The sequence below is a fragment of the Klebsiella sp. Sb-30 genome (assembly GCF_057652795.1).
The window spans coordinates 1800954-1822348 of record NZ_CM172749.1 but is presented as its reverse complement, the minus strand read 5'-3'; the positions used below and the strand labels follow the sequence as shown (position 1 = coordinate 1822348).

General features: G+C 55.7%; 17 protein-coding genes. 12 read left to right on the top strand and 5 right to left on the bottom strand.

What is annotated here, in order from left to right; all coding sequences use genetic code 11:
* Positions 1 to 7 precede the first annotated feature (7 nt).
* The gene (locus AC236I_RS08535; protein ID WP_004864443.1) at positions 8 to 787 is read right to left on the bottom strand and encodes a 3-ketoacyl-ACP reductase; all 780 of its coding nucleotides are present in this window, start codon (positions 785 to 787) and stop codon (positions 8 to 10) included.
* Positions 788 to 1272: 485 nt separating this feature from the next.
* Here AC236I_RS08535 and AC236I_RS08530 point away from each other — a divergent pair, with 485 nt between their 5' ends.
* From AC236I_RS08530 to AC236I_RS08510, 5 genes are all read left to right on the top strand, one after another.
* Complete coding sequence (locus tag AC236I_RS08530) at positions 1273 to 2388, top strand: sugar ABC transporter substrate-binding protein (protein WP_004864444.1); 1116 nt, start codon at positions 1273 to 1275, stop codon at positions 2386 to 2388.
* A gap of 67 nt (positions 2389 to 2455) precedes the next feature.
* Positions 2456 to 3421 carry an ABC transporter permease gene (locus AC236I_RS08525; RefSeq protein WP_088402035.1) on the top strand — a complete coding sequence of 322 codons (966 nt, stop codon included), beginning with the start codon at positions 2456 to 2458 and terminating at the stop codon, positions 3419 to 3421.
* A gap of 5 nt (positions 3422 to 3426) precedes the next feature.
* On the top strand, positions 3427 to 4932 hold the full coding sequence (locus tag AC236I_RS08520; RefSeq protein ID WP_004864448.1) for a sugar ABC transporter ATP-binding protein: 1506 nt from the start codon (positions 3427 to 3429) through the stop codon (positions 4930 to 4932).
* A gap of 19 nt (positions 4933 to 4951) precedes the next feature.
* Complete coding sequence (locus AC236I_RS08515) at positions 4952 to 5968, top strand: ABC transporter permease (protein ID WP_004864451.1); 1017 nt, start codon at positions 4952 to 4954, stop codon at positions 5966 to 5968.
* Between the two features lie 12 nt (positions 5969 to 5980).
* Positions 5981 to 7024, top strand: coding sequence for a zinc-dependent alcohol dehydrogenase (locus tag AC236I_RS08510; protein ID WP_064359035.1), 1044 nt, complete (start codon positions 5981 to 5983; stop codon positions 7022 to 7024).
* A gap of 118 nt (positions 7025 to 7142) precedes the next feature.
* Here AC236I_RS08510 and AC236I_RS08505 read toward each other — a convergent pair whose 3' ends face one another.
* Complete coding sequence (locus tag AC236I_RS08505; protein WP_487608757.1) at positions 7143 to 8171, bottom strand: aldo/keto reductase; 1029 nt, start codon at positions 8169 to 8171, stop codon at positions 7143 to 7145.
* Positions 8172 to 8353: 182 nt separating this feature from the next.
* Between AC236I_RS08505 and AC236I_RS08500 the strand changes: the two genes are divergently transcribed.
* Complete coding sequence (locus tag AC236I_RS08500) at positions 8354 to 9862, top strand: acyl CoA:acetate/3-ketoacid CoA transferase (RefSeq protein WP_004864457.1); 1509 nt, start codon at positions 8354 to 8356, stop codon at positions 9860 to 9862.
* 21 nt (positions 9863 to 9883) lie between these two features.
* On the opposite strand, the gene AC236I_RS08495 is transcribed toward AC236I_RS08500, so the two are convergent.
* A complete protein-coding gene (locus AC236I_RS08495; protein ID WP_004864459.1) occupies positions 9884 to 10528 on the bottom strand; it encodes a TetR/AcrR family transcriptional regulator in 645 nt (214 codons plus the stop codon).
* 332 nt (positions 10529 to 10860) lie between these two features.
* On the opposite strand from AC236I_RS08495, the gene AC236I_RS08490 reads away from it, so the two are divergent.
* The 5 genes from AC236I_RS08490 (at position 10861) to AC236I_RS08470 (ending at position 17464) form a co-directional block, all read left to right on the top strand.
* The gene (locus AC236I_RS08490; protein ID WP_032717865.1) at positions 10861 to 12378 is read left to right on the top strand and encodes an aldehyde dehydrogenase family protein; all 1518 of its coding nucleotides are present in this window, start codon (positions 10861 to 10863) and stop codon (positions 12376 to 12378) included.
* Between the two features lie 21 nt (positions 12379 to 12399).
* On the top strand, positions 12400 to 13986 hold the full coding sequence (locus tag AC236I_RS08485; protein ID WP_044351168.1) for a GMC family oxidoreductase: 1587 nt from the start codon (positions 12400 to 12402) through the stop codon (positions 13984 to 13986).
* A gap of 111 nt (positions 13987 to 14097) precedes the next feature.
* Entirely contained in the window at positions 14098 to 14847 is a 750-nt protein-coding gene (locus tag AC236I_RS08480) for an electron transfer flavoprotein subunit beta/FixA family protein (protein WP_088883792.1), read from the top strand.
* A gap of 1 nt (position 14848) precedes the next feature.
* A complete protein-coding gene (locus AC236I_RS08475; protein ID WP_004864466.1) occupies positions 14849 to 15778 on the top strand; it encodes an electron transfer flavoprotein subunit alpha/FixB family protein in 930 nt (309 codons plus the stop codon).
* A gap of 24 nt (positions 15779 to 15802) precedes the next feature.
* Entirely contained in the window at positions 15803 to 17464 is a 1662-nt protein-coding gene (locus AC236I_RS08470; protein ID WP_069475793.1) for an electron transfer flavoprotein-ubiquinone oxidoreductase, read from the top strand.
* A 143-nt stretch (positions 17465 to 17607) separates the two neighbouring features.
* Here the strand turns inward: AC236I_RS08470 and AC236I_RS08465 are convergent, their stop codons facing one another.
* Positions 17608 to 18741: an acyl-CoA dehydrogenase family protein gene (locus tag AC236I_RS08465; RefSeq protein ID WP_015583953.1), complete on the bottom strand. Its 1134-nt coding sequence runs from the start codon at positions 18739 to 18741 to the stop codon at positions 17608 to 17610.
* Between the two features lie 277 nt (positions 18742 to 19018).
* Between AC236I_RS08465 and AC236I_RS08460 the strand changes: the two genes are divergently transcribed.
* Positions 19019 to 20182, top strand: a complete 1164-nt coding sequence (locus tag AC236I_RS08460; protein ID WP_487608756.1) for a dihydrodipicolinate synthase family protein — start codon at positions 19019 to 19021, stop codon at positions 20180 to 20182.
* Between the two features lie 56 nt (positions 20183 to 20238).
* On the opposite strand, the gene AC236I_RS08455 is transcribed toward AC236I_RS08460, so the two are convergent.
* On the bottom strand, positions 20239 to 21072 hold the full coding sequence (locus AC236I_RS08455) for a sugar phosphate isomerase/epimerase family protein (RefSeq protein ID WP_004864474.1): 834 nt from the start codon (positions 21070 to 21072) through the stop codon (positions 20239 to 20241).
* Positions 21073 to 21395: the final 323 nt, after the last annotated feature.

Genomic DNA, 21395 nt, shown 5'->3' with positions numbered 1-21395 from the left:
GCTTAAATCAGAAACGGGGAACCAGCATTCCGCCATCGGCGCTAATCACCTGACCGGTTAAATAGGGCATTCCCCCGCTGGCGAGGGTGGTCACGATCGTGCCTATCTGAGCGGGAGTCCCCAGCTCCGGCAACAGCGTTAAGCCTTCATCGACGCGCTGTTGATACATGGCCAGCGAGGGCTGGGTCATTTCGGTGACAATCAGACCCGGCTGGATATCAAAAACCTGCACTCCGGCCTGCGCCAGTCGCGCGGCAAACAGTTTCGCCACCATCGCCGCCCCGGCTTTCGACACGCAGTACTCTCCGCGATTGATGGAGGCCGCGGAGGCGTTCGAAGAAGAGACCACGATCAGGCTGTAGTGCAGTTCTGGCTGGCAGGTGCGCGCCAGCAGGCGTCTGGCAAAAGCCTGACAGAGGAAGAACGTGGCGCGGGCGTTAACCGCCTGACAGCGATCGTAGCTTTCCGGCGTCACGTCGAGGAGATCGCCGCGGCTGGTCACCGAGACGCCGGCGTTATTCACGAACGTCGTCAACGGTCCTAGCGCATTTTCCGCCCGCGCCAGCATCCTGTCGTGCAGGCTGATATCCGCCACATCCCCGGGGATCGCAACCGCATTCACCCCCCAACCTTCCAGCCGCGCTACGGATGCCTGTAGCGTGGCGGAATCCTGATAATCATTCAGCGCAATATCAAAACCGGCCTGCGCCAGCTTCGCAGCAATCTCAAAACCAATGCCGCGAGCCCCGCCGGTGATAAACGCAACCTGTCGTGTTTTAACCGTCATTTTTTCGTCCCATTGTTGGTTGAGCATACGCCGAAATCATAGCGACGGCCCTCGCCACTTGTAAATAAATAGTTACTTACAAATGTCAAATATGCGATCCAGGTAGATAGCGGAGTTGAGGGCAAGATCGTCAGCAAAATCTTTGTGACTGATCTCCCAAACGCAAGCAAAACACCACCGGCAGAAAAATAACAACAAAAACAATATAAATCATAGCGATAAGAGTAATTCGCTGGCAAAGAACCGTCACACCGGCGCTGACGCATTTGCCAACGGTACATTCATAAATTATCAGTAAAAACAAATAACTAGATAATTCCTAATCAGATGAAAACGCCAGGCAAACTGTCTCTCTCCCCCTTCATTGCCAATTACTTTCCTGGATGATATATCCTCAACTTGTAAGTAATTAGTTATTTACATGTTACGCGTTTTATCACCAGAAACGATCCTCCATGTGAACCGAAAAGACAGGAAATATCGCTATGTCATTTATTAAAAAATTCGTTGAAAAAAGCGTGATTAGCCGACGTGAATTCCTGCTGAAAAGCGCCCTTGGCATCGGCGGCATGGCTGCGCTCCCGCTTATCAGCCCACTGTCGAAAGCCATGGCTGCCGAAGGGGGGAATTTCACTCTGGCCTGGGGCTATCGCGATCCTGATAACTCCTACTGGAACGCGATTGCCGCCGGGGGGCAATCTTATGCGAAGACGCAAAACTCGCCGATGGTGAGTCTGATTAACGGCGGTAATAACGAGAAGGTGCTCTCTGATATCAAAGCCCTGCTCTCGAAAACCGAAGGGAAGCTGGCGATCGGCTGCGATCCGAACGATGCCCCTAACGCCCGGGCGGTGGTGACGGCCTGTCAGCAGCGCGGCGCATTTATTACCACTATCTGGAACAAAACCGACGATCTGCATCCGTGGGATTTTGGCGACAACTACGTCGCCCATATCAGCTGGTCTGATTTCGAACCGGCCCAGCAGTGCGCGCAGCTGCTGTTTGACGCGATGGGCAAAAAGGGCGGGATTGTCGGGCTGGGCGGTATCGCCTCTAACGTCCCGGCGATTGAACGCAAAGCGGGGTTGATGCACAAGCTGAAGGAGAATCCGGATATCAAGCTGCTGGACTGGCAGGATGCGGACTGGAGTACGTCAAAAGCCAACGACATGATGTCAACGATGCTCACCCGCTTCGGGGATGATATCAAAGGTATTTTCTCCTCCAACGACAGCATGACTCTCGGCATTATTGAAGCGCTGCGCGCTGAAGGCCTCGCGGGGCAGATACCCATTGTCTCCTACGACGGTACCCCGGACGCCGTCAAGCTGTGCATCAGCGGTGAAATACTCTGCACCGTGAGCACTGACCCCTACTGGGCCGGCGGCATCGCGCTTTCCCTGGCTCACCATGCGGCTATCGGCAGCTTCAAACCATCCGCCGAACCGCATGAGCATCGCGAATTTTATGGCCCGACGATCATGATAACCAAAGATGACGCGCAGAAATGGTATCAGGAGAATATCGTGAATACGCCGGTGGTCGACTGGAACAATTTCTGGCAGGCGTCGAAAGGCCCCATTCAGTATCGCAAATTATAGTATTCCCCCTTCTGCGAATATTTATTCTCAATGAAGACGTTATACATTCAATGAGTGAAGGTCGAACATGTCATCACATTCAAGCTATAAAGAGTTTTTGCGCAAATGGGCGCCGCTGATAGTGCTGCTGCTCCTGTGCACCATCATCAGCGTGATTTATCCCGGATTTTTATCGGTGCGTAATTTCTCGCGTTTACTGACCGCCAGCGCCGCGCCGTTAATGATCGCGATTGGCGTGACGTTTATCATCATTATGGGTTCGATCGACCTGTCAATTGAAGGCATTATGGCTTTCTGCGGTTCGATGCTGGCCATTATTATGGTGAAGCTGGGCGGCTTTAGCGAACTCGGTTATTTAGCGATCCCCGCAGCGATTCTTATTTCGGCCGCCTGTGGGCTCATTAATGGTCTGATTCACGTCACGCTAAAAATCCCCTCGTTCCTGGTCAGCCTGGGAATTGGTTTCAGCTTAATTGGTGTCACCATGGTGATTACCGGCGGCGAACGCATTCCCCTGCCCGACCGGACATTCCGGCTCCTGCTGACCGAACGCATTTTTGATTTCCCGCTGATGGTCTATCTCGCCGGGGCGGCCCTGCTGTGCGCCTGGTTTATTCAACGCTATACCGCGCTGGGACGTAATTTTTATGCGGTCGGCGGCGGCGAGCACCTGGCCTACGCGTCCGGTCTGTCGGTAAAACGTATTCGCGTGCTCGGCTTTGCGCTGGCCGGGGTCTTTTACGGCCTGGGCGCCGTCTTCGCGGTGGCCCGCCTGGGGTCGGTCGCCAGCAACCTGGGCGACGGTTACACCTTTATCGCCATCACCTCCGTGGTCGTCGGCGGTACCTCCTTAATGGGCGGCAACGGCGGCGTATGGCAAAGCCTGATCGGCGTGCTGATTATCAACGTGATTAACAATGGCATGGTGCTGGTCGGGTTCCCGACCTATATCCAACAGGGCGTTTTAGGCGCGTTAGTTATTATCTCGGTGGCATTAGTCACTAATCGTAAACGTCTGCAAATAGTGAAGTGACGATTATGCTTGAATTCAAAAATGTTGGTAAATCGTTTCCGGGCGTTCTGGCTTTGCAAAATATTAATCTGCAAATTAATCCCGGAGAAATTGTTGGATTAGTCGGTGAAAACGGCGCCGGAAAATCTACGCTGATGAAAATCATATATGGCGCCTATCAGCACGATAAAGGTGAAGTGCTGATTAATGGCCAGCCGGTGGTATTTCGCTCACCGCGCGATGCCATGATGCAAGGTATCGGGATGGTGTTTCAGGAGCAGTCGCTAATTTCCAATCTGAGCGTAATGGAAAATATTTTCCTCGGCTTTGAACAACCGTTTAAAAAACTTGGGGTGATTAACTGGAAAAAAATGGCGGCGGCCGCCAGAAAGCAGCTGGCGAAAGTCAAACTGGATATCGACCCGAAAACAATCACCTCAGAGCTTTCGTTTACCCAACGTCAGCTGGTAGAGCTGGCGAAGGTTTTAACTCTCGAGGAGAGGAGCAGCGGCCATTTAATTATCCTGCTCGATGAGCCGACCTCGGTGTTACCTGCCCAGGAGATAGAGCTGCTGTTTGCGCTGGTCAGAGAGCTAAAAAGCCGGGCCTCTTTCATTTTTGTTTCGCATCGTCTTGACGAAGTGATGACCCTTTCCGACCGCATCTACGTGATGAAGGACGGGCAGGTCATGGATATGCTCACCCGCGACCGTTTTGATGTGGTGAATATTCAGCGCCAGATGGTCGGTCGGGATATTGATGAACGCTATTATCGCGAGCATCGCAAGCATGGCATTCATAAAGCGACCACCCTCGTCGAGTTAAAAAATATCTCATTACCGGGCCATTATCAGAATGTCTCGCTGTCGCTGCACGCCGGCGAAGTGCTGGCGCTGGTTGGCACCGAAGGGGCAGGTACCGAAGAGATTATCCGCACCATCTTCGGTTTGCTGCAGCCCGAGCAGGGAGAAGTGCTCCTCAACGGTAGAGCGGTACGTAAATTCAGCCCCACGCACAGCATCGCTGAAGGGGTGGGATATATCCCGCGCGAGCGCAAAATCGAGGGTATCGTCGAAGGAATGTCGGTGGTGGAAAACATCACTCTCGCCAACCTGCAGGACTATTCCCGCGCCGGACTGCTGCAGGTGCATCACGAGCGCCAGCTGGCCAATGAGTGGGTTAAAAAGCTGTCGATTAAAACCGCCAGCATTGATACACAGTGCGGCAAGCTCTCCGGCGGCAATCAGCAAAAGGTGGTGCTGTCTAAATGGCGAACCGCCGAGGCGAAAATCATCCTGCTCGACCACCCTACCCGCGGCCTCGATATCGGCGCCAAAGAGGATGTCTACGACTTAGTCCGCGACTTCACCGATGAACAATGCGGCGTCATTTTGATCGCCGATTCTCTGGAGGAGGCCATCGGTCTCGCCCATACCATCGCTATTTTTAAGGACGGCCAGCTGAGATATCAGTTCACCGGCTGTGAAGAGAAGCGTCCGGAGCAATATGAATTATTGCAGCACTTCGTCTAGGTTATTAAGGCAAATCTCCATGAAAATCACCCGTTCTGATTTATTAGCAGTGCCGACAAAAAATAATACCGGCAGCCCGACCCGGCCGCCGTTAACCGGGCGTGAAAAAATCACCCGTTATTTACCCATTCTGACCCTGGTGGTATTAGTCGCCCTCGTCAGCCTCTATAACCCGGATTTTCTTAAACCCGACAATATATTCCAGCTCCTGCAGGATGCGTCGACGCTGTTTATTATGGCGATTGGCATGACTTTTGTGATTTATATCGGCGGCATAGATTTATCCGCCCAGTCGATTGCCAGTATGTCAACGGTGGTGCTGGTCATTCTGTTGTCGCAAACCGGCGTGCTGGCGATTCCGCTCACCCTGGCGGTCGGCGCGCTGTTCGGCGCGATCTCCGGCTGGGTGCATACCCGCTTCAAAATATCGTCATTCATAACCACGCTCGCCGTCGGCGGAATTGCCTATGCCAGCGGACAGGTCATTTCCGGACAACGCGCGTTTTATATTCCAGGGGATATTCGCAGCCAGACGGTTGGCTGGATGACCTCCACTGTCTTTACGCTGCCGATGGAAATCATTATCGCGGCGGTACTGCTGCTGCTGGCCCTGCTGATGGAAAGACGCACCGCGCTGGGACGCCACATGAAGGCGATTGGCGCCGGCGAGTCCGCGGCGCTCGCCAGCGGCGTGAAGGTTATCAAGGTGAAGATTATCACCTTCGCCATTGCCGGCGCGTTCTCCGCCGCCGCCGGGGTGCTGCTGGCGACGCGTCTTTCCGGCGCATCGCCGACCATGGCCGACCAGTTCCTGCTACCGGCCATCGTTGCGGTGCTGCTGGGCGGCACGCCGCTGACCGGGGGCGTGGGCGGCGTATTGAGCACGCTTATCGGCACCCTCATCGTGGCCGTTATTCGTACCAGTATGACTTATCTGAACGTCGAAGCGCAGGCGCAGCAGATCTTCTTCGGCGTGCTGATGATTGCGGCGATCGCGATGACCATCGATCGCGCCAAAATTTCCACCGTTAAATAACCGGAGCAGGCGATGATCCCCAAATTAATGAAGGCCGCGGTGCTGACGGCACCTAAAACGTTCGAAATACGCCAGGTTGCGGTCCCCGCCTACGGCGACGACGAGGTACTGATTCGCGTCACCCGCTGTTCAATCTGCGGAACCGATATTCATATCTATAATGGCCATTACTCCCAGGATAAGCTGCCGTTAATTCCCGGCCACGAGTTCAGCGGGGAAATTGTTGCCATTGGTCGCCAGGTCTCGACTCTGACGCCGGGCCAGCGGGTGGTCGCCGATATCAATATCGGCTGCGGCCACTGTTATTATTGTCGGCGCAACGAACTGCTGAACTGCCCGGAGATCCGCCAGCTCGGCATTCACACCCACGGCGCGTTTGCGCAGTATGTGGCGATTCCAGCCCGTCTGGTGATCCCGATCGGCGATGAGATTGCGGATAGCGTTGCCTGCCTGACCGAACCCTTCTCTTGCGTGGTGCGCGCCAGTAAAAAAATCGGCCTCAGCGTGGCAGAGTCCGTGGTGGTGATTGGCGCGGGCCCGGTGGGCAACATGCATATTCAGATGGCGCGTTTGCTGGGCGCCGCGCCGATTATTGCCGTGGAGCTGAATCCGCAGCGGGCCGAGCTCGCCAGACAGTGCGGTGCGGATAGCGTCATCACCGACCCCGAACGCGCGCTGGAGCAGATCAAGGCGCTTACGGAGGGACGCGGCGCCGACGTGGTCATCGAAAGCGTCGGCCATCCGGAATTGTATCAACAGGCGCTAACGTTTATGCGCCCAGGCGGACGGCTGCTGGCCTTCGGTTTAACCGATGCGGAAACCGAGATAGCCATTAAACCGTTGGAGATAATTTTAAAGGAGCAAAGGATTCAGGGCAGCGTGGCCGGGATGGGGGAAGATATGCACCAGGCGCTGCATCTGCTGAGCCATCAACGTTTTATTACCGCCCCGTTCCGCGAGTCCGTTCACCCGCTGGAGGATATTCAGCAGGTTTTCTCCACCCTGCTCGCTCATCCGCAGCACCTGAAAATTCAGCTACGTATTGCCGAGGAGTAAGATTTTCGCCGCACGGATAAGACGGCAGAATCAATCACCACCTCCCCAGGAGGTGGTTTAGGGATGACAATAAAAAAAGGTGCTCCTGATGAGCACCTTTTTTGCCTTCCCGGGTCACTCAGGCTTTGCGGTCGGCTGGCGTCGGCGCCCCTTCATCCAGCAGGCCCTGTTGTTGCAGCGTACGCCAGAAATCATCCGGGATCGGCGCGGCAATCCACTCCAGGCAGTTTTCCAGCTGCGCTACCGTGCGGGTGCCGGGAATAATCGTGGGCACCGCCGGGTGAGCCAGGACAAACTGCAGCGCGGCCGCTGGCAGACTGACGTGATAATCGCGGCAGACGTTTTCAATTTTGCTGACTTTTTGCAGAATCGCCGGGCTGGCCGGGCCATAGTTATATTTCGCGTTCTCAACCGCCCCGGTCGCCAGTATCCCGCTGTTGAATCCCCCGCCAATCACCACCGCCGCATTACGCTCTTCGCACAGCCGCAGGAACGCTTTTAACGCCTCCTGTTCCAGCAGCGTATAGCGCCCGGCCAGCAGGAAACAGTCAAAGTCGGCTTCCTGCAGCGCAGCATGGCACACCTGCCATTCATTGACGCCCATCCCTACCGCCTTAATCACGCCTTCATCGCGCAGCTGCGCCAGCGCGCGCCATGCGCCATCCATCGCCTGACGAAAGTAGTGCGGCTGTTTATCCCCGTGAGTATAAAAATCGCAGTCGTGAATAAACGCGATATCGATATGCTCCAGCGCCATGCGCTGCAGACTGTCTTCGATGGATCGCATCGTTGCCGAATAGGAGTAATCAAAGACCGCCTCAAACGGCAGCGGGTTGACCCACACCCCGGAATCAATTTCGCTACGTTTTTTCGGCTTCAGCAGACGACCGACCTTAGTGGACAACACATACTCATCGCGTGGATACCAGCGCAAACCGTGGCCAATCCTCGCTTCGCTCAGACCATGGCCATACAGCGGCGCGGTATCAAAATAGCGCAGACCGTTGTCCCACGCCTGGCGAATCATGTTCTGCGATTCTTGTTCACTGATGGGACGGAAAATATTGCCAATTGGCGCGGCACCGTAACCCATTGCCGTAACCTGAACAGCGGTACGGCCAAACGCATTCTTCTGTGATGGATCCATGTCTGTGCTCCTGCAGGTTTAGAGTTTAATTAACTAACAAGATAGTTATATCAAAACGAATGTTGTGAAAATGTTACCTGGATAACAAAGCGGCATTAATGACGTTGATCCGGCTTTTACTTTCTGCAATTGTAACTAACTAGTTAGTTTATTTTGTACTGAGTTCAACGAGGATAACGAGCATGCATGGCAAACTAAAAAGCGTCGAAGAAGCGGTTGCTTTGATTAAAGATAACTCCACCGTTGCCTTCACCGGCTCCGGCGGCGGCCTGCTGGAGTCTGACTACGTCATGGCGGCCATCGCGACGCGCTACCGCGAAACCGGACATCCGCGGAATCTCACCCTGATTCATGCTTTAGGGATTGGCAATGGCAAAGGATCCGGTCTTGGCCGCCTCGCTATACCGGGACTGGTGAAACGGATCATCGGCGGCCACTGGTCATGGTCTTCCGAGCTACAAAAAATGGCCCGCGACAATGAGATCGAGGCCTACTGTCTGCCCACCGGCATCATCATGACGCTGTATCGCGAAAGCGGCGCCGGGCGACCGGGCGTCATTTCCAGCGTCGGGCTGGGCACTTTTGTCGACCCGTTGATAAGCGGTGGCAAATGCAATGACATCACCTGCGAGGATATCGTTTCGCGTATTGAACTCGACGGTAAAACCTGGCTGCATTACAAACCGTTTAAAGTGGATGTTGCGGTGATTCACGGATCGCAGGCGGACGTCGTGGCGAACATATCCACCAGCGAAGAGCCCGCGGAGCTGGATACTTATGCCGTCGCCTTAGCAGCACACAACAACGGTGGGATGGTTATCGCCCAGGTGAAATCCACCGCCGATCAGCACTTTGTCCCGGCCCGTAAGGTCACCGTCCCCGGCGTGATGATCGACCATATCGTTGAATGCCCGGCGCAGTGGCAGAGCTATCTTGCCGAATACGATCCGGCCATCTCCGGACAGGTCGCCCCGCCGGATGAACACCCGCTCGACGCGCCGGCAGAGGGCATTCGCCGCCTGATCTCGGGTCTGGCGGTACGGGAGCTGAAGCCAAATATGCGGGTCAATTATGGGTTCGGCATCCCCGGCGGGATCTCAGCCATGGCGGACAAATCGCTGGTCGACTCCTGCTGGCAAATGGTGGAACAAGGCATTCACAACGGCCAGCTTCTCGACGGCGCGCTGTTCGGTGCGGCAAAATATCCGCATGCCATTGTCAGCTCGCTCGATCAGTTCGATCTGTTTAGCGGCGGCGGGCTGGATATCACCTTCCTCGGCATGGGCGAGATGGACGCTGAAGGGAATGTCAACGTTTCGCAGCTGGGCGACACTATCGTCGGACCGGGCGGCTTTATCGATATTACCTGCGGTGCCAAAAAGGTCGTTTTCTGCGGCACCTTCGAAGCAAAAGGCCTACAGGTGTGCCAGCAGGGTGCGCGTTTACAGATCGAGTCCCATGGGCAAATTCCCAAACTGGTGCGGAAAGTTCGCCATATCACTTTCAGCGGGCCGGAAGCCATAAAACGCGGACAGGAAGTGTTGTACGTTACGGAGCGCGCCATTTTCCGGCTGACGGAAGAAGGCGTGGAGCTGGCGGCAATCGTCAGCGGGGTTAACCTCGAGCAGGATGTATTGCAGCGTATGCAATTCTGCCCGAAAGTCGACAGCCCCGCGGTCGTCTCTCTCTGAATGAGCAAAGCGATGCGGATATCAGGGCTGTAATATCCGCATTATCGTTTCGACGTTAAAATCAAGGCGCTGCTGAAGGGAATCAGCATCCATGAAATTGCGATCGAACAGAATGGCGCCGGTATATTTATTATTGAAGTAATAATAGTTGACCGCCGCAATGGTGATCACCAGCTGTTCAGCATCAACGCCCGCCCGGAAAACACCCTGCTCCACACCGCGCTGCAGAATCCCCTCCATCAGGGTAACCATTGATTTCTGTGCCGACTTGATCGCCACTGATTTTTTCAGATGTACGGCGCGATGCAGGTTTTCGCTGTTCACCAGCGTCAGAAACTCCGGGTTTTTCAGGTAGTAGTTCCAGGTAAACCTGACCAGCGCTTCAACCGCTTCTTTCGGCTCCAGGCTGTCGAGATTTAATTTTTTTTCCGCGGCACGAATATCAAGGTAGGAATCTTCGACCACTTTCTGGAAAAGCTGCTCCTTGCTACCAAAATAGTGATAAATCATACGCTTATTTGATTTTGCTTTTTCAGCGACAACGTCAATGCGTGCGCCGCCGAGTCCCTTTTGCGCGAACTCTCGTTTCGCGGCTTTCAGGATCCGATTTTGTGTCGCAACAGGGTCACGGACCTGTACTGTTTTTTCCGTAGCTGATTTAGTCATTACATCGTTTTGGTTGCGGATCTGGCTGATGATTAACCCTTACTCATTGGCGGAAATCAAGAAAAATTTTTCGCTAATCTCCTTTCTGCTAGCCGCTTAACAATTTCATTACAAGGGCTGGCGTTTCCTTATTCAATCCAAAAACAGCATGCTAATATATGTAACCATATAGTTATATATAAATAACATTATACTTATAAAACATAAAGTTAAACCCAAACACAATCAACCCATCTTGTCCCCATCTAAAAATGCGATGGACAGGATGACAACGATCACTCGCTGGCTCTTACCGAGCGGTAAGGAAGGCTATGAACGATGGGAAGAGGACGATGAGTAATACATTTCACCCTGTAGACGTTAACCACCCTTTGCTGCCTGAAAAAGCGCGTGAATTTCAGATGTTCATCAATGGCAAATGGACCACGGGCCACAGCAGCGAAAGTTTTGTCCGTAAAAGCCCGGCCCACGATATTGTCGTTAGCACCTATCCGGCGGGAACCGTTGAAGACGTTGATGAGGCGGTAAAGGCAGCCAGAGACGCCTTTGACTGCGGAAAATGGTCGCGCATTAGCGGCGCAGCGCGTGCGGCGGTATTGCTGAAAACCGCCCAGCTCATTCGCGAGAACCTTGCGGAACTGGCGCTGCTGGAAACGCTGGAAACCGGTAAACCTATCGCCCAGTCGCGCGGCGAGATCCAGGGCGCGGCCGATATCTGGGAATATGCCGCCGGCCTGGCGCGCAGCATCAATGGCGACAGCTTTAATAATCTCGGCGACAACATGCTGGGTCTGGTGACTCGCGAACCCATCGGCGTCGTCGGCGTCATCACGCCGTGGAACTTCCCTTTCTTTATTGGCGCAGAACGCTACCCCTATATTCTGGCCGCCGGCTGTACGCTGGTGGCGAAAGCCGCCGAGATCACATCCGGTACGACTCTGCTGTTGGCCGGTATTCTTAAAGAGGCGGGGCTGCCCGACGGCGTATTTAACGTCGTCACCGGCAGCGGTTCGGTCGTCGGCCAGCGGATCACCGAACATGTCGATATCGATATGGTCTCTTTCACCGGATCCACCGCCGTCGGACAGATGGCGCTGCACGCGTCGGCAAAAAACATCAAACGCCTTGGTCTGGAGCTGGGCGGTAAAAATCCGCAGGTGGTTTTTGCCGATGCCGATATTGACGCCGCGCTGGACGGTACGCTGTTTGGCTTCCTGTTCAATACCGGGCAGTGCTGCGTCAGCGGCAGTCGTTTACTGGTTGAACGTTCTATCCATAAAGATTTCTGCCAGAAGCTGGTTGAACGCGCGCAGAAAGTGCGCAGCGGCGATCCGCTGAATGAAAGCACCCAGATTGGCGCGATCGTTACGGAGAAACACTACCAGACCGTGCTCGGCTATATCGAGCAGGGGAAAAATGAGGGGGCGACCCTGCTCACCGGCGGCAAGGCGGTTCCCACCGGGAATGGGCTGTTTATCGAACCGACCATTTTCGATGATGTGACCCCGGAAATGACTATTTTCCGCGAAGAGATCTTCGGCCCGGTGCTCTGCGTTACCCCGTTCGACAGCTATGAAGAGGCGATCGGCATTGCCAATGACACCTGCTACGGGCTGGCGGCCAGCATCTGGACGTCGAATCTGGATAAGGCGGTGCAGGGCTTCCGCGATCTGAAAGCGGGCAGACTGTGGGTGAATACCACTATCGCCGGCGGCCCCGAGCTCCCTTCCGGCGGCTTTAAACAGTCCGGTATCGGGCGCGAAAGCGGCAGCTATGGTCTGGATGAATATACCGAGATTAAATCCGTACATATCCAGTTGGGCAAGCGCGCTAAATGGCTCGCTGAGTGATTTTGGGGCAGAGGATCAGACATGTACGACTACATTATTATTGGCGGCGGTTCGGCGGGCAGCGTCCTTGCGTCGCGCTTAAGCGAAAACGCCGACTGCAAAGTGCTGCTGGTTGAGGCCGGTCCGAAGGACAGCAACCCCTACATCCATTTACCGGTTGGCTTTAGCAAACTCACCGCCGGGCCGCTGACATGGGGTTATAAAACGGTACCGCAGCCCCAGCTCGGCAATCGTGAGCTGCTGTTTGCCCAGGGGCGGGTGCTGGGCGGCGGGAGTTCTATCAACGCCGAAGTATTCACCCGCGGTACGCCGGCGGACTATGACCGCTGGGCGGCGGAAAAGGGCTGTGACGGTTGGTCATTTGCCGATATTCAGCGCTATTTTATTAAATCCGAAGATAACGACACCTTTTCTGACGCCTGGCACGGCGTCGGCGGCCCGCTCGGCGTCTCCAGCCCGATCGGCGCTAATCTGATGAGCAAAACCTTCAGTCAAGCCTGCCAGCAGGCGGGACTGCCCTACAATCCCGACTTCAACGGCGCGACCCAGGCCGGCTGCGGTCTGTATCAGACCACCACCCGCAACGCCCGTCGCTGTTCTGCGGCGGTGGGCTATCTGAAAGACGCGCGCCAGCGGAGCAATCTCACGATTAAGACCGGCTGCCATATTTCCCGGCTGCTTATCGATAACCAGCGCGCCGTCGGCGTGGAGATCTATCAGGATGGCACACCGCAACGGCTGCATGCCAGCCGTGAAGTCATCGTCAGCGCCGGAGCCATTGGTTCTCCTAAACTGCTGCAGCTTTCGGGAATTGGCGCGGCCGATGAGCTGAGTAAAAAAGGCATTCCGGTGGTTGCCGATCTCCCGGGGGTCGGGGAAAACCTGCAGGACCATCTGGGCATCGACCTGATCTTTGAGCTCAGTAACGCGCTGAGCTATGACAAGTACAAAAAGACGCACTGGATGCTGTGGGCCGGGCTGGAATATCTGCTGTTCCGCAAAGGGCCGGTATGTTCGAACATCGTCGAAGGCGGCGCGTTCTGGTATGTCGATAAACAGTCCGTCACTCCCGATACGCAAATTCACTTCCTGGCGGGTGCCGGGGTGGAAGCCGGTATCGAACCGGTGCCTTCCGGCTCCGGGGTGACGATTAACAGCTACTTCCTGCGTCCGCGCAGCCGCGGTCGGGTCACATTACGCTCGGCTAACGCCAGCGATGCTCCGCTGATCGACCCGAACTATCTCAGCGATCCGTACGATCTCAAAATGAGTGTCGAAGGCTGCAAGCTGATGCGCGATATCATGCAACAAAGCGCCTTCTCGCCCTATATTCGCCGCGAACATATGCCGGGACAGGACGCGCAAAGCGATAAAGATCTGGAAAACTACATCCGCCAGTTTGCGCGCACCTGCTATCACCCGGTGGGCACCTGCAAAATGGGCGTCGACGAAATGTCGGTGGTCGATACCCAATTACGCGTTCGCGGCATTGAAGGGCTGCGCGTGGTGGACTCGTCGGTGATGCCCGATCTGGTCAGCTCCAACACCAATGCCCCCACCATTATGATCGCCGAGAAAGCCAGCGATCTGATTATCGCGTCGCACTGATCACAAATTGTCGCCCATGTTCGTTTTCATGGGCAAAAACCGGTTGAATAAATAACTAAATAGTTATTTACTTAAAACCAGAAAGACATGTCAACATCCCGAGAGGTAACGATGAAAGTTCTCGTCCCCGTAAAACGCGTTGTCGATCATAACGTTAAGATCCGCGTACAAAACGATGGCAGCCAGGTTGATCTGAGCAACGCGAAAATGGCGCTCAACCCGTTCTGCGAAATTGCGGTTGAAGAAGCCATTCGCCTGAAAGAGCTCGGCATCGCCAGCGAGATCGTGGTGGTCACCATCGGTGAAGAAGTGGCCCAGGAGCAGCTGCGCAGCGCGCTGGCGATGGGAGCCGACCGCGGGTTGCTCATCGCTACCCCTTCGTCCCTCGAACCGCTCAACCTGGCAAAGCTGCTGGCGAAAGTGGTCGAACGGGAGCAGCCGTCGTTAATCCTGATGGGGAAACAGTCCATCGATGGCGACAATAACCAGACCGGGCAAATGCTTGCCTCGCTGTGCGGTTATCCGCAGGGAACTTTTGCCGCCGAGCTGCGTATTGAGAATGGCCAGGCGCTGGTCACCCGTGAAATAGACGGCGGCCTGCAGACCGTGTCGTTGACGCTGCCGGCAGTGGTCACCACCGACCTGCGCCTTAACCAGCCGCGCTATACCTCCCTGCCCAACATGATGAAAGCGAAAAAGAAACCGCTCAGCATCCTGCCGGTGGAGGAGTTTGGTCTTGAGCTACGCCCGCACACGACCCTGTTAAAAGTCGAAACCCCGCCAGTGCGCGAAGCCGGCGTACGCGTCGATAGCGTGGATGAACTGTTGAACAAGCTGAAAAACGAAGCGAAGGTGATTTGATATGGCTACTTTACTCCTTGTCGAACATGACAATAACCAGCTCAACGCAGTGACCAAAAATGCGGTCAGCGCCGCCCGGGAGCTGGGTGGCGAGGTGACCCTGCTGGTGGCGGGCGAAAACTGCCGCGCGGTGGCGGAACAGGCTGCGCGCATTGCCGGGGTGGCGAAAGTGCTGCTCGCTGACGATAGCGCCTTTAGACATCAGCTGGCCGAAAACGTCGCCGCGCTGATGCTTTCGCTCCGCGGGGATTACAGCCATCTGCTCGCCGTCGCCAGCGCAAACGGGAAAAACATCCTGCCGCGCGTTGCGGCCCTCGCCGACGTCGCGCAAATCTCCGACGTGATTGCAGTGGTCGGCCCCAGGGTCTTCAAACGTCCGGTTTATGCGGGCAGCGCAATCGCCACCGTTGAGAGTCTCGACCCGCAGGTGGTCATGACCCTGCGCGCCTCCAGCTTCCCGGCAGCGCAAGAAAGCGAGTCTGCCGCGCCCATTGAGCAGGTCGCCGGCGTCGCTCACCAGCCGCTATCCCGTTTTATTCATGAAGAGCTGGCGCAATCCGATCGCCCGCAGCTTGCTACCGCCCGCGTGGTGGTTTCCGGCGGTCGCGCGCTGGGCAGCCGCGAAAACTTTGCTCTGATCGAACAGCTTGCCGACAAACTGCACGGCGCCGTCGGCGCATCCCGCGCGGCGGTCGATGCCGGGATGGTCGCCAACGATCTGCAGGTCGGGCAGACCGGAAAAATTGTCGCGCCGGAGCTGTATATCGCAGTGGGTATTTCCGGGGCCATTCAGCACCTGGCCGGGATGAGCAATGCCAAAGTCATCGTGGCGATCAACAGCGACGAAGAAGCGCCAATTTTCAAAATCGCCGACTACAGCCTGGTGGGCGATCTGTTTGAGATTGTGCCGCAGCTGGTCGCGAAACTGTGATGAGCATGGGGCAGGCAACAAAAGATGGAGGTTATGGTGGAACGTGAAACGATGGAATTTGACGTCCTCATTGTCGGTGGAGGACCCGCCGGGCTATCGGCAGCCTGCCGGTTGATGCAAATGGCGCAGCAGGAACAACGTCAGCTGAGCGTTTGCGTCATTGAAAAAGGGGCTGAGGTTGGCGCGCATATTCTTTCCGGAGCACTGTTCGAACCCCGGGCGCTCAACGAACTCTTCCCCGACTGGCCGTCGCTCGGCGCACCGCTGAACACGCCGGTGACGCAAGATGAACTCTTGTTGCTGCGCGATGGTGAAAAAGCGTGGAAGATCCCGGCGGCTTTTATCCCTGCCCCAATGCATAACGCGGGTAATTACGTCATTAGCCTGGGGGATTTTTGCCGCTGGCTGGCCCGCCAGGCAGAAGCGATGGGAGTAGATATTTTCCCCGGTTTTGCCGCCGCCAGCATCCTGTATGACGATGCCGGCGCCGTCGCCGGCATCACCACCGGCGATATGGGGATCAATGCCCGGGGGGAAGAAAAACCCGGTTTTACCCCGGGTATGAACCTGCTGGCGAAATATACGCTGTTCGCCGAAGGCTGCCGCGGTCATCTGGGCAAACAGCTGATCGCGAATTATCAACTTGATGCCGGCCGGGATCCGCAGCACTACGCGCTGGGTATTAAAGAGCTGTGGGAGATCCCAGCGGAAAAAAGCCGCCCCGGAGAGGTTATCCACGCTTCCGGCTGGCCGCTGAGCGACGGCGCATCGGGGGGGAGTTTTCTCTACCACGCCGGGAATAATCAGGTGGTCGTCGGGCTGATTGTCGATCTCAACTACCGTAACCCTTATTTAAGCCCGTTCGATGAGTTTCAGCGTATGAAGCATCACCCGGCCTTTAGCGAAACCCTCAGCGGCGGAAAACGTCTCTCCTACGGCGCGCGCGCCATCACCAAAGGGGGTATCAACGCGCTGCCCAAAATGCATTTTCCCGGCGGGCTGCTGATTGGCTGCGACGCGGGCACGCTCAATTTCGCCAAAATTAAAGGAAGCCACACGGCGATGAAAAGCGGGATGCTGGCCGCTGAATCGGTCTATCGGGCGCTGATACAAACCCCCGATGACAAACGGGACCTTGCTGATTTTGCGCAGGCGTTTCATCAATCATGGCTCGGGGAAGAGCTACGCCAGTCACGTAACTTTGGCCCGCTGCTGCACCGCTTTGGTACGCTGACAGGCGGGGCGCTTAACTATATCGATCAGAACTGGTTTAAAGGCAAGCTACCGTTCACGCTGCATGACCGTCAAGCGGATCACTTGCAGCTGCAGACAGCGGAACAAAGCACCCCCATTAACTATCCCAAACCGGATAACCAGCTGAGTTTTGATAAGCCCTCCTCCGTCTATCTGGCGAACACGTCGCACGATGAAGATCAGCCCTGCCATCTCAGGTTAAAAGATCCTGAGCTGTCGGTACGGGAAACGCTGCCGCGTTTTGCTGAACCGGCCCAGCGTTATTGCCCGGCGGGGGTTTATGAAATCATCACCCTTGCCGGAAAGCCTAAATTGCAGATTAATGCGCAAAACTGCGTGCACTGTAAAACCTGCGACATCAAAGATCCTCTGCAGAATATCGTCTGGACGGTGCCCGAAGGGGGCAGCGGCCCCAACTACCCGAATATGTGATCAGTTCTTTACCCCGGCAGCGCCGGGGTTTTCTTTATCGGGGTTTGCTTTGCCTGCGTTCTGCCCCCTTCCCGCCATATGCCGGTGACAGGCAAAAAAAAAGCACCCCGTCTGGAGTGCCTGTTCTTCCGGGTAACAGAGGATTACGCCAGTAAATTGCGACCGATAATCATGCGCTGAATCTGGTTAGTCCCTTCATAGATCTGAGTTATCTTGGCGTCGCGGTACAGGCGTTCCACCTCCACGCCGCGAATATAGCCGCCGCCGCCAAAAATTTGCACCGCATTGCCGCTGTGCTGCACCGCAACATCGCCGGCAAAGCATTTCGCCATCGAGCAGGCAATCGAAGTATCCGCGGCGTCAGTGTCAATTTTATAGGCCGCGCTGTGCACCAGCAGACGAGCGGCTTCGGTATCTTTGGCGATATCCGCCAGCATAAACTGCACGCCCTGGAAATCAGCAATCGGTTTGCCGAACTGTTCGCGCTGTTTCGCATACTCAATCGCCGCTTCCAGCCCGGCGCGGGCAATACCGACTGCCAGCGCGCCGATGCCCACCCGACCTTTATTCAGCACGCTCATCATAATGTGAAAGCCGCGGTTTTCCGGCCCCAGCAGCGCGTGTGCCGGCAGTCTGACCTGGTTGAAATGCAGTTCGCCCACCTGCGATGAGCGCTGACCCATTTTGTGCTCTTTCGGGCCACGGGAGACGCCATCGCGGGAGCAATCGACAATAAAGATGCTCATGCCGCGGTGACCAGCCTCTTTATCCGTGCGCGCCAGCACAAAGGCCACATCGGCCACCGGCGCATTATGGATCCACAGCTTACTCCCGTTCAGCACCCAGCCATCCGCAGTACGGGTCGCGGTGGTTTTAATTCCTGAGACATCGGAACCGGCCCCGGCTTCGGTGATGCAATAGGCCCCTTTCAGCGAGGCATTCAGCAGGCCCGGCAGCCACTGGGCGCGTTGCGCATCATCCCCGTATTTTGATAACAGCGTTCCCAGCAGCTCGACCAGGCCGCACTGATCGGCAATCGAGGCGTAACCGCGCGACAGTTCTTCCATCACCACGGCATAGGCCACCGCATCCAGTCCGACGCCGCCATACTCTTCCGGAACGGTGATACCGAACAGCCCCAGCTCCCCCATTTGTTGGTAGATCTCCGCGGCAAAGCGCTCTTCTCTGTCCAGCTCTTCCGCCTGAGGCCGAATCACTTCGTCGGCAAACTTACGGGTCATCTCGCGGATCTGTTGATGGGTTTCAGTCAAATACATGGTCATCCTCCTGCCAGCTATTAGTCATGCCGTCTGTTTCTCACGACATTCGAACACATTAATTAAATAACCAGATAGTTACTACATTGGATGAATATGGTTGTCAATCCAGTTAAATAATTGTTGTTAACCAAACGACAAATATTGCAATCACAGGCAGCGGTCAGCTCACCATTCGCTGCCCGGCTTATCACTTTAGTCGTGAGTATCTTGACTTTTCCGCGGGCAAAAAGTACACCTAAAAGTAACTAAATAGATACTTAACTGAGGAGTCAATATGCTTAGCATTCACCTGCCAACCCCACAAGGGATCATGACGAATTATCCGCTCGTGACCACAGAAGAACGTCCGACGGCTATCACCCCCGCGTTTAACCGTATCGCCTATGCCGCCGCCCACGTGGTGATCGACCCGCGGCATCAGGGAGCGGACTGGCTGAACAATCCGCGCATAGACTGGGACGCGACGCTGGCCTATCGCCACCATCTCTGGCGACTTGGGTTTAATATTGCCGAAGCAATGGATACCGCCCAGCGCGGCATGGGAGTCAGCTGGGAGATCGCCAAAGAGCTGATTATCCGTTCGCTGCAAGAGGCGCAAACCGTACCCGGTGCCGATCTTGCTGCCGGCGTGGGGACCGATCAGCTGGAGGCGGCCCACGCCACCACGCTGGAACAGGTTATCGCGGCCTATGAAGAGCAGATGGAACTGGTCGAACAACATAACGGCAAAATCATTTTGATGGCCAGCCGGGCCTTAGCCAAAGTGGCAAAAACGCCACAGGATTATCTTGCCGTCTATAACCGTCTGCTGGAACAAAGCCAGGATAAAATTATCCTCCACTGGCTGGGAGAGATGTTTGACCCGGCGTTAGCCGGCTACTGGGGGTCGACGGATTTTGCCGCCGCCGCGGATACCGTGCTGGAGATCATCGCCAACAACGTTGATAAAGTGGAAGGCATTAAGATTTCGCTGCTGAGTAAAGAAAAAGAGGTCGCCTTCCGTAAGCGCCTGCCTTCACAGGTGAAAATGTACACCGGCGACGATTTCAACTATCCCGAACTGATTGCCGGAGAGGATGGCCATTACTCGCATGCGCTGTTAGGTATTTTCGACGCTATCGCCCCGGTAGCCGCCGCCGCACTCAACGAACTGGCGCTGGGCAATAGCGGGGAATACTATCGGCTGATGAACCCCACTGTCGCCCTGTCGCGGGAAATCTTTAAAGCGCCGACGCAGTATTACAAAGCGGGCATTGTATTTCTGGCCTGGCTCAACGGTCACCAGAGTCATTTCTCGATGGCCGGCGGCATGCAGGCGGCACGCGAGATTAGCCACTATGCCGAAATTTTCCGCCTGGCGGACCAGGCCGGTCTGTTGCAAGATCCGCAGCTGGCTACCCGGCGAATGAAAAATCTGCTGACGGTTTATGGCCTCTGAGTATTATGCGACGAGGCGTTTATTTCCCAGAGTCACCGCTCTGGGAACCCCCTCCCCTAGCCAAATTCGCGGTGCCGCTGCTTGCAGATAGCAAGCACCTCATCCGGGTCCCGCTGCCACCAGTTGTTACGGGAGAATATCTCCACTTCGTGCAAACCGCTGTAGCCCAGCGCCTCGATAGCCTGGCGATGGCTACGAATGTCGATAACTCCGTCCCCCATCATGCCGCGATCCAGCAGCATATCCGTAGTGGGCACTAACCAGTCGCAAATATGGAAAGCCAACAGCCGATCGACGCCTGCCCGTTCAATCTGCTGCTGAAACTGCGGATCCCACCAGGTGTGATAGAGATCCACGGCGATACCCAGCCCCTCGTCGCCTAGTTCGTCGCAAAGATCGTTGGCCTGGGCCAGCGTATTTACGCAGGCGCGCTCGGCGGCGTACATCGGATGCAGGGGCTCAATCGCCAGCGGCATGCCGAGCGGGCGCGCGTAGTCCAGCAGTTCACTCAGCCCATCACGCACCTGCTGCCTGGCGGCGAGTAAATCTTTCGATCCCGCAGGCAGCCCTCCGACCACCAGCACCAGGCAAGGTGCGCCAAGCTCCAGAGCTTCATCCACTGCCCGCCGGTTATCCAGAGCCTTCTCCCGACGCTCCTCCGGGGTGCTGCCGGGAAACATACCGCCGCGACAATAGCCGCTCAGCAGCAGGTCATGGTGGCGGATAAGACGTGCGGACTCTTTCAGCCCCAGCGCCTGGACCTGATCGCGCCAGGGCGCAATGCCGCGAATCTCATGCCGGGCACAGCCTTCAATGATCTGATCAAGTGTCCATTTCTCCCGCACCGTGGCGGTATTGAGGGATAGTTTACGGCTGTCGGGTTGACTCATCTGTGTGACCTCAGTGTCTTGTGCCTGAAAAACGTTAAACCAGATAAGTTGAGCATCATTTTTCTCAACAAAGCATTATAGAAATTAATATGTTGGGTAAATACGACAGCAATCACATAACCAACTAGTTAGTTATATTTATAAATAAAAACGCGCATAAAGCGAGGGAACGGCAGGCGACGGATCCGTGCCGGGACAATAAGCTTGTCGTACGAAAATCGATCCGAAGGAGCGTCAGATGCTGCTTTTCAGGTGACAGCGGAAAGAGCGGAAGTGACAATACCGCCAGCTAAGATGGGCTGGCCGGTGAAGAAAGCAGACAC